Here is a 9,610-nt window from a genome sequence, read left to right as displayed (position 1 = left end):
ATCCGTCAACGACTTTCTGCGAAAAAAAACGTGAAAAATGGTTGTTGGATGTATTTTTATACTGTTCTGGTGTGATTATTCAGCTTTGGCTACTTTTTATCAGCTCAAAGCATCGTCTTTCCGGCAATTAGCAATGATCAAAATATCCTGAGCCAGTAGTTTTGCCGTAATCACAAACTCAAGTTCTCTTTTCACCAATAGCTTGCTGAGACAACCTTCAAGGATAAGTTCCATCTGTTTGGCAACCTGTTCACTATCTTCGATACCAATTTGCTGTAATAACCCGATCGTATAGTGAAAAGAATTCTGTTTTTGTAACTCAGCCAGTTGGTGAATTGGATGGTCAGTATCAGGAAAAGCACCACAAGCTGCAATGAATAAACAGCCGGGATAGCGCTGTTCTTGCACCTTTTCCTTTAGTGTATCGTAGCGGGCTAATAATTTCTGCTCTGGGCTTAAGGTTTCATCCAGCAAGATGTGACGCTGCCAGGCTTCAATTTGCTGACTATGATAGCGTAGGCAATCGTAGAGCAGGGCCTCGCGATCAGGCCAGAAATGTTTTATGTGGTTGATATCAATATTGAGGGGAGTTAAAAGTGTCTCTAATGTTGCTAACAGACCATGTTGCTCAAGTAAGTTCAGACTATGACTAAGCACATATTCACGTTGCACAGTTGTTCTCCTTTTAAATGATTTCTGTTTACCCATCATCTTGCTGGTTCCGGTTGGGAGTCTATTGGGTATAGATGCTGTAAATGGTGGTTGAAATGTTCTGCATCCATAAATCCATTCACCCGTGAATCGGATAGCTCTTTTCCCTGAGAGTCAAAAAACAAAATAGTGGGAAGCCCAAGTACTTTCAATTTTTGCAACAATTCTTTCTGTCTGGGGCTATTTTCTGTGACATTAGCTTGTAACAGAAGGAAATTGCTTAACTGTTTTTGCACCTGTGGGGCGCTGAAGGTATATTTCTCGAACTCTTTACAGGCCACACACCAATCTGCGTACAGATCCAACATTATCGGTTTATGGCGGTTTTCAGCCAGAATTTGGCTCAATTCCTGCCAATCGCTGACTTGTTGAAATTTTAAAGATGCTTGTTGTTGTGCTGTAGCCTGAGTTCCCCATACCCAATCCTGCAAGGGGCGTGACGAGATTAAAGCCAGTGTCAGTAGAATGAGTTGTAAGGTACGTAACCAACCATTTTTGTTGTTGAGTGTTAACACAAAAGCCCAACTGAAGAAAGCTACACCCAACATGCTCCACAATCTTATTCCCCAGGTTTCACCGAAGACCCTCTCCAGTAAAAAAATTGGCAGTGCAAGAATAATAAAGCCGAATGCTTCTTTAACGTATTGCATCCATGGACCACTGCGGGGTAAAAATTTATGGCCAAATAAAATAACAGCGATGAGTGGTAACCCCATTCCCAGTGCATAAAGGTAAAGTGTCAGGCCACCAAGCACCGTGTTACCACTTTGGGCAATGTAAAGTAAGATGGCGCTCAGTGGGGCGGTTGTACAGGGAGAAGCAATCAGTCCTGCCAGCATTCCCATAATAAATACTCCCAAATAGGAGCCACTTCTCTGCTGGTTACTCCAGTTCACCAGACGCGTTTGAACAGAAGAAGGAAGTTGTAGTGAATACGTCCCAAACATCGATAATGCTAGTAGAATAAACAGTACAGACAGCCCTACCAGAATATAAGGATTTTGTAACGCGGCCTGAAATTGTAAACCTGCTGCAGCGACGATTAACCCCAATGCAGTATAAGTAATAGCCATTCCTTGCACATAACTCATCGCCAGCCAGAAAATACGTTTCGGGCTTTCGGGTCTCTGTTGCCCCAGAATAATGCCGGAAATCAGCGGGTACATAGGCAGAATGCAAGGCGTAAATGCGACACCAATACCAATCAATAAAGCCCATAACGGTGAAAAGGGAGTCTCATGTGTTTTGGGGAGTGTTTCTTTCTGTAGTGGAGGTTCACTCAGAGAGGCATTTGGTGAAGAGGAAGCAATGACAGCACGCAGTGGTACGGTAAGTGTTTCCGGGGGATAGCAATATCCCGCTTCTGCACAGCCTTGATAAGAGATCTGAAGAGTAGAGTCATTTGTTGCAGCAAGAATGGGGATGTAAATATGTGCTGATTGGAAATAGACCTCGGTTTTGCCAAAAAACTCATCCTCATGAGCTGTCGCCTTGGAAAAATTGATATGACCTAAGGTAGCTTGTTGGTTTGGTGTGATGATGAACTGTTTTCTATAGAGGTAATAACCGGGTTTTATGTCCCAGCTCAGTGTGAGTTGGGCCCCTTTCTGCTGAAAATCAAACATGAATGCTTGTTCAACGGGAAGGTATGAAGTCTGTCCGGGGCGCTCAAACAGTACGTTAGCTTTAATAGGAGAAGCAGCTAACGCACTGAATAGTAGAAATAATATGAAAATACGTTTCATCATAAGATATCTTTTGCCTGCCTGTTTTTTTATAGGGTTAATAGGGAAAATTTACCAGAATCAGTACTGTTACCAAAATCAGTGCTATTACCGATGAGAGCCACGGCAAAAGGCTGCTTGCCTAATATTAAAACAGTGTGGTGTTTTTTTCAGGAAAGTTTATTGGCAACAAATATGGGAAAGAAAATATGCAGGGGCTTTTTAAGCCCCTGAGATAACACTAAGCAAGGAGTGAAAATTACAGGACCATGTCTCCAAATAGGAAACCGAATGTTACAGCTAATCCAACAGCAATTGTTCCCGGAATGAAGAACGGGTGGTTGAAAACGAAGCGTCCGATCCGGGTGGTGCCGGTATCATCCATTTGCACTGCTGCAACCAGTGTCGGATAGGTTGGCAGAATGAATAGACCGGAAACCGCAGAGAACGAAGCAATTGCAGTCAATGGTGTGACATGTAAAGCCAATGCCATAGGCATCAATGCCTTGGCTGTAACTGCTTGTGAATAAAGTAAGGCAGAGCAAAAGAAGAAAATAACAGCCAATAACCACGGTTGTGCATGAATCAGATTACCCGCAGTTTCTTTGATCCAAGCAAGATTGGCCTGAACAAAAGTATCCCCTAGCCATGCGACTCCCAGAATACAGATACAAGCACTCATTCCTGCTTTAAAAGTACTTGAGTTCAGTATGGCGTCAGTATTGGCGGAGCAGATAACGGTGATAATGGTTGCGACACTTAACATAATAATCAGAATCGCACTGGTGGTGTTCATCAGCGGTTTTTCAATTAATCCCACACTAGGGCTATTGATAACTGCGTAGATAATGACGCTGGTAACACCTAACAAAAACAGTAGAACAGACAGTTTTGCCCCAGGCTTAATTTGGATCTGAGCAGAGCCACGCATTTCTACTAAGCCAGCGGTAAGGCGTTTTTGATAGATAGGGTCATTGGCCAGTTTGGAATCGAAAAGCCATGAAACAATGAATGACATTAATACGATGGCAAAAAACGTAGCTGGCAGCAGTATCATGAGCAAATGAATATAACTGACACCTTGTTCTTCCATCATCGAGGCCATATAAACTACTGCCGCAGAAATCGGAGAAGCGGTGATCCCTATTTGGGCAGAGACAACAGCGGTTGAGAGTGGGCGACATGGTTTGATGCCTTGTTCTTTAGCGACCTCTGCAATAACAGGTAATGTTGCCAGTGAAATATTTCCCGTACCCGCAAATAAAGTCAGAAAGTAAGTGACGATAGGCGCAAGGATAGTGATGTACTTCGGATTCCTGCGCAGTAATTTTTCGGTTTGTTGGACGAGATAATCTAATCCTCCAGCCACTTGCATAGCTGATATTGCAGCAATAACAGCCATAATAATTGAGATAACATCGAATGGAATACTGCCTGGTTTGACGCCAATGGCGGCAAGGATCAAAACGCCAATCCCACCTGCAAAACCAATGCCTATTCCCCCTAATCTTGCCCCCAGAAAAATGGCCAGCAGAACAATAACCAATTCTACGGCTAACATGTTGCATACTCCTTCATTTATTTAATCTTATGAAAATCTATGGTTAATAATTTGTGTTTGCTGCCAATTAAAAAGGCACGCTTCCGGTTGGAATAGCGTGCCTTAAAAATTAAGACGAACTCGTTATTATAATCATTTAATTAGTCATCAAAACGTTTTGCTTTATAAGTCGGATGTTTTAGGTTCTCAACAGAGAAAATATCATCTAATTGCGCTTCTGTCAGCAAGCCTCGCTCCAAAACGACTTCCCGGACACTTTTACCCGTTTCTGCACAGATCTTACCTACGATATCACCATTATGGTGACCGATGAATGGGTTCAGATAGGTTACGATACCGATAGAGTTAAAGACAAAGCTTTCGCATACATCTTTATTGGCTGTAATACCATTAACACATTTTTCAACCAGATTACGGCATGCATTGCTCAGGATAGTAATGGATTCAAACATTGCCTGACCAATGGCTGGCTCCATCACGTTCAATTGCAATTGACCTGCTTCTGCGGCCATGGTAATGCAGGTATCGTTACCAATCACCTTGAAACAAACTTGGTTAACAACTTCTGGAACCACGGGGTTCACTTTGGCTGGCATAATGGAAGAGCCTGCCTGCAATTCTGGCAGATTGATTTCGTTCAGACCAGCGCGTGGGCCGGAAGAGAGCAGACGCAGGTCGTTACAAATTTTAGACATTTTTACTGCCAGACGCTTCAGTGCTCCATGAACCATCACATAAGCACCACAATCGGAAGTTGCTTCAATCAGGTCTTCTGCGGGTACACAAGGCAGGCCAGTGACTTCTGCCAATTTTTCCACAACTAGTTTCTGGTAGCCGGGTGCTGTATTCAGACCAGTACCGATAGCCGTTGCTCCGAGGTTGACTTCCAATAGCAATTCCGCTGTACGGGTGATATTTTTAGTCTCTTCTTTCAATAAAATAGAGAAAGCACGGAACTCTTGACCCAAAGTCATCGGCACAGCGTCTTGCAGTTGAGTACGACCCATTTTCAGAATGTCATCGAACTCAATACCTTTTTTGTCGAAGCCTGCTTTTAATAATTCAATAGAATCGATCAACTGCATGATTGAGTTGTAAACAGCAATACGGAAACCAGTAGGATAAGCATCGTTGGTTGACTGGCTTCTGTTCAGATGATCATTGGGGTTCAGGTACTCATATTCACCTTTCTGGTGCCCCATCAGTTCAAGACCGATATTTGCCAATACCTCATTCGTATTCATGTTTAGTGAGGTGCCTGCACCGCCCTGAAAAACGTCAACCGGGAACTGATCCATACATTTACCAGTGTTGAGCAGCTCATCACAAGCTTTGACAATGACATCTGCAACTTTGCCGGGAATCGTATGGAGCTCTTTGTTTGCCAGTGCTGCCGCTTTTTTCACCATGACCATGCCACGGATGAATTCAGGTACGTCGTTGATAGAGCGGTCACTGATATAGAAGTTTTCAATCGCACGTAGAGTGTGAATACCGTAATAGGCTTCAGCAGGGACTTCACGTTTACCTAACAGGTCTTCTTCGATACGAATGTTGTTTGACATGAGAACCTTCTTAAGATTGGATACGTTTTTACTGTTTGTTATGTGTTTGTTGAGATAATGTTGCCGATAGCAATTGCTGTGATATTAACTAATTACCATTAAATTGCTGGCGCGATCATATTTGGATTTGTTAGAAATGCCTTGAACCTGGATCACTTTATAGTACGATTTTAATTAATGAAATGGCATATGTGTGATTAAGGTCACGATTACTCAGCTTAAAAGTCAAGCGGGACAAGTATTGAAAACCGTTATTGTTATCCCCACACTATGTTATCTGGACATATCATCTGGAGAGTTATTATTAATGAACATGGTCATAAGGAAGAAGACTGTATTCATAATCGGATGAAAATGCCAATTTATCCCCTTCATCTTTTAGGTTGCCTCAACTATGCCTCAACTAAACTATGCCTCAATTAAAGGAGAACAACGTGCGCTGGCTCCCTCTTATCCTGATATGCCTGTTGGTTTATATAGAATCAGTTCTGTTCGTCCGCATTGCTTCTGAAGTCGGGGTCTTGCTAACCCTGTTATTGGTGGTTCTGACTTCTTGTGTTGGTGTTTCCCTGGTCCGTAATCAGGGAATCAAAAATTTTATGACAATGCAGCAGAAAATTGCTGCCGGAGAAAGCCCTGCGGTAGAAGCCGTTAAAAGTGTTTCTTTAGTGATGGCGGGGTTCCTGTTAATACTCCCTGGCTTTTTTACCGATTTTCTTGGGTTATTGTTGTTGCTGTCTCCTGTACAAAAATTACTGACAGCAAAATTACTGCCACATATTAACTTTTACCGCCCGAATGTCCGTGGAAGAGATGGTCAGGATAATGGTCGTGGGCAAACATTTGAAGGAGAGTATCAGCGCAAGCAAGATGATGCCTCCTATACTATTACTCGTGATGATCAGAAACATGATGACCAAAAACGCCATGATGATAGTTACAACAAGAAGTAATTTCGGCTTATGTTGTCTGAGATTTCAGAGGGTAATAAAAAAGTGAAATATTTTTTGCTATCCCCCCTTGAAGTACTGCTTATATGCCCCAACTTGTAGCTTCATGATACTGGTTCTATTGGGTTCTGGTATCAATTCTCTTACCTGATATGGACTTTATTTATAGGAGATCTATCAATGAAAATTCGTCCATTACATGACCGCGTTATTGTCAAGCGTCAAGAAGTTGAATCAAAATCTGCTGGCGGAATCGTTCTGACTGGTTCTGCTGCGGGTAAATCTACCCGTGGTGAAGTTCTCGCTGTTGGCAATGGTCGCATCCTGGAAAGCGGAGATGTGAAAGCGCTGGATGTTAAAGTGGGTGATGTCGTTATTTTTAACGAAGGTTATGGTGTTAAAACAGAGAAGATCGATAACGAAGAAGTGTTGATCATGTCTGAAAGCGATATTCTGGCAATTGTTGAAGCGTAATTGAAAAGACTACGCTTAGATCTTCTTAATTGAACGAATTTAAAGGAAAGACACAATGGCAGCTAAAGACGTAAAATTTGGTAATGATGCTCGCAGCAAAATGTTGCGTGGTGTGAATGTACTGGCTGATGCAGTTAAAGTGACTTTAGGTCCTAAAGGCCGTAATGTTGTTTTGGATAAATCTTTTGGCGCACCTGTAATTACTAAAGATGGTGTTTCTGTAGCACGTGAAATCGAATTAGAAGACAAATTCGAGAACATGGGTGCACAGATGGTTAAAGAAGTTGCCTCTAAAGCTAATGATGCAGCGGGTGACGGTACAACCACTGCAACTGTACTGGCTCAAGCGATCGTCACCGAAGGTCTGAAAGCAGTTGCTGCTGGCATGAACCCAATGGATCTGAAACGTGGAATCGATAAAGCAGTAATTTCTGCGGTTGAAGAGTTGAAGAAACTGTCCGTACCTTGCTCTGATTCCACTTCCATTGCACAGGTTGGTACAATCTCTGCAAACTCCGACGAAACCGTAGGTAAACTGATCGCAGAAGCGATGGATAAAGTCGGTAAAGAAGGTGTAATCACCGTTGAAGAAGGTACTGGTCTGGAAGATGAGCTGGACGTTGTTGAAGGTATGCAGTTCGATCGTGGTTACCTCTCTCCTTATTTCATCAACAAACCAGAAGCAGGTTCTGTTGAGCTGGAAAACCCATACATCCTGTTGGTAGACAAAAAAGTGTCCAACATCCGTGAACTGTTGCCAGTTCTGGAAGGTGTAGCTAAGGCGAGCAAGCCTCTGGCTATCATCGCTGAAGATGTTGAAGGCGAAGCACTGGCTACCCTGGTTGTAAACAACATGCGTGGTATCGTGAAAGTTGCAGCGGTTAAAGCACCAGGTTTCGGTGATCGCCGTAAAGCAATGCTACAGGATATCGCTATTCTGACTAACGGCACTGTGATTTCTGAAGAGATCGGTCTGGAGCTGGAAAAAGCAACTCTGGAAGATTTGGGCCAGGCAAAACGTATCGTTATCAGCAAAGACACGACTACTATCATTGATGGCGTAGGTGAAGCAAGCGCAATTGAAGCGCGTGTTGGCCAAATCCGTCAACAAATCGAAGAGTCAACTTCTGACTATGACCGTGAAAAACTGCAGGAGCGCGTAGCGAAACTGGCAGGCGGTGTTGCTGTGATCAAAGTTGGTGCAGCAACTGAAGTTGAAATGAAAGAAAAACGCGCACGTGTTGATGATGCTCTGCACGCAACTCGCGCAGCAGTCGAAGAAGGTGTTGTTGCTGGTGGTGGTGTTGCTCTGGTTCGCGCAGCGGCAGCTATCGCAGATCTGGTTGGAGACAACGAAGATCAGAACGTAGGTATCCGTGTTGCACTGCGTGCAATGGAAGCGCCAATGCGTCAGATCGTAGACAACGCGGGTGAAGAGTCATCTGTTGTTGTGAACAACGTGAAAGCAGGTCAGGGCAACCACGGTTATAACGCTGCAACTGAACAGTACGGCGACATGATCGAAATGGGTATTTTGGATCCAACTAAAGTAACACGTTCTGCACTGCAATTCGCAGCTTCTATTGCTGGTCTGATGATCACGACTGAAGCGATGATCACTGATCTGCCAAAAGATGACAAAGCTGACTTAGGCGCAGCTGGTGGCATGGGCGGTATGGGTGGAATGGGCGGCATGATGTAATGCGACGAGAGTTGCGTAGGTAGCTAGCCTGGCGGGCTACGTCCCTGTGAGTACTATCCTGAATAGGTGGTACTCACTCCCAACCCGCCGAAATAGCATTCATTTGATAAAACCCGATATTCGGGCTTGTTTCCAGGCCCGAATATCGGTCTCCGTATGGAGGGCTCTGTCGCATTAACGGAACTTCAGGTAAACTTCTTGGTTTTTGCGCGAGTCCCAAACGATGTCCCTGATCCGGAACGCCTTCAAACGTCTTCACTATCCTACCGATATTATCGCCCAGTGTGTCCGGTGGTATCTCGCTTATGCCCTGAGTTTACGAAATCTGGAAGAGATGATGGCTGAGCGGGGTGTCACCGTTGATCATTCCACGCTCTCGCGCTGGGTTCATCGTCTGGTGCCTTTAATTGTCAAACGTTATCGGCGCTGCAAACCTGATGTCGGGCGTCGCTGGCGAATGGATGAAACCTATATCAAAATCAAAGGGCAATGGCGGTATCTCTACCGGGCGGTGGATTCGCACGGGAATACCGTGGATTTTTTGTTGACGGCCTGTCGGGATAAGGCCGCTGCCTTGCGTTTCTTTAAAAAAGCGATGCGTCAGCAGGGCCAACCTGAGGTTGTCACAATGGATAAAAGCAGCGCCAATAAAGCGGCGGTAGACGAGTTAAATCAGGAGAAATCCAAAGAGGAAGCCATCGTTATCCGGCAAAACAAATACCTCAATAACCTGATTGAGCAGGATCACCGCAACATCAAACGGCGAACCTCTCCCCTGCTGGGCTTCAAAAATTTCAAGCGGGATCAGACCCTTCTAGCGGGCATTGAGTTATTCAGCATGTTGCGTAAAGGACAATATGTTCAAGAATCGGAATGCCCGATGTCACCCGCGGCCTTTTTCTATCAACTGACCGCATAAAAAA

8 protein-coding genes are annotated in these 9,610 nt (G+C 44.1%); 4 read left to right on the top strand and 4 right to left on the bottom strand.

Annotated elements, in window-relative coordinates:
* Nucleotides 1–99 precede the first annotated feature (99 nt).
* The 4 genes from dicD to aspA form a co-directional block, all read right to left on the bottom strand.
* Entirely contained in the window at nt 100–672 is a 573-nt protein-coding gene (dicD, locus tag AAC147_RS10225) for a division control transcriptional repressor DicD (RefSeq protein ID WP_047680647.1), read from the bottom strand.
* Nucleotides 673–707: 35 nt separating this feature from the next.
* The gene (locus AAC147_RS10220) at nt 708–2,459 is read right to left on the bottom strand and encodes a protein-disulfide reductase DsbD (protein ID WP_047680644.1); all 1,752 of its coding nucleotides are present in this window, start codon (nt 2,457–2,459) and stop codon (nt 708–710) included.
* 235 nt (nt 2,460–2,694) lie between these two features.
* Nucleotides 2,695–3,996 carry an anaerobic C4-dicarboxylate transporter gene (locus AAC147_RS10215; protein WP_047680641.1) on the bottom strand — a complete coding sequence of 434 codons (1,302 nt, stop codon included), beginning with the start codon at nt 3,994–3,996 and terminating at the stop codon, nt 2,695–2,697.
* Between the two features lie 140 nt (nt 3,997–4,136).
* Nucleotides 4,137–5,561 (bottom strand): aspartate ammonia-lyase, encoded by a 1,425-nt coding sequence (gene aspA, locus AAC147_RS10210; RefSeq protein WP_047680638.1) that lies wholly within the window; start codon nt 5,559–5,561, stop codon nt 4,137–4,139.
* Nucleotides 5,562–5,995: 434 nt separating this feature from the next.
* On the opposite strand from aspA, the gene AAC147_RS10205 reads away from it, so the two are divergent.
* From AAC147_RS10205 to AAC147_RS10190, 4 genes are all read left to right on the top strand, one after another.
* Nucleotides 5,996–6,514, top strand: coding sequence for an FxsA family protein (locus tag AAC147_RS10205; RefSeq protein ID WP_047680636.1), 519 nt, complete (start codon nt 5,996–5,998; stop codon nt 6,512–6,514).
* A 177-nt stretch (nt 6,515–6,691) separates the two neighbouring features.
* Nucleotides 6,692–6,985, top strand: a complete 294-nt coding sequence (locus AAC147_RS10200) for a co-chaperone GroES (protein WP_047680634.1) — start codon at nt 6,692–6,694, stop codon at nt 6,983–6,985.
* Nucleotides 6,986–7,040: 55 nt separating this feature from the next.
* Nucleotides 7,041–8,687, top strand: a complete 1,647-nt coding sequence (gene groL, locus AAC147_RS10195) for a chaperonin GroEL (RefSeq protein ID WP_047680631.1) — start codon at nt 7,041–7,043, stop codon at nt 8,685–8,687.
* Between the two features lie 223 nt (nt 8,688–8,910).
* Entirely contained in the window at nt 8,911–9,606 is a 696-nt protein-coding gene (locus AAC147_RS10190; RefSeq protein WP_047680628.1) for an IS6 family transposase, read from the top strand.
* The last annotated feature ends 4 nt before the right edge of the window (nt 9,607–9,610 follow it).

It is taken from the genome of Xenorhabdus sp. NBAII XenSa04 (genome assembly GCF_963866145.1).
GTDB classification, from domain to species: Bacteria; Pseudomonadota; Gammaproteobacteria; order Enterobacterales; family Enterobacteriaceae; genus Xenorhabdus; species Xenorhabdus indica.
Note: the sequence above shows the minus strand (reverse complement) of the source record. Positions and strands in the feature narration are given on the sequence as shown.

Excerpts from the sequence above, each read along its gene's own strand:
- AAC147_RS10220 (WP_047680644.1), bottom strand. The coding sequence starts at position 2,459 with ATGATGAAACGTATTTTCATATTATTTCTACTATTCAGTGCGTTAGCT.
- groL (WP_047680631.1), top strand. The coding sequence starts at position 7,041 with ATGGCAGCTAAAGACGTAAAATTTGGTAATGATGCTCGCAGCAAAATG.
- AAC147_RS10190 (WP_047680628.1), top strand. The coding sequence starts at position 8,911 with ATGTCCCTGATCCGGAACGCCTTCAAACGTCTTCACTATCCTACCGAT.
- AAC147_RS10200 (WP_047680634.1), top strand. The coding sequence starts at position 6,692 with ATGAAAATTCGTCCATTACATGACCGCGTTATTGTCAAGCGTCAAGAA.
- aspA (WP_047680638.1), bottom strand. The coding sequence starts at position 5,561 with ATGTCAAACAACATTCGTATCGAAGAAGACCTGTTAGGTAAACGTGAA.
- AAC147_RS10215 (WP_047680641.1), bottom strand. The coding sequence starts at position 3,996 with ATGTTAGCCGTAGAATTGGTTATTGTTCTGCTGGCCATTTTTCTGGGG.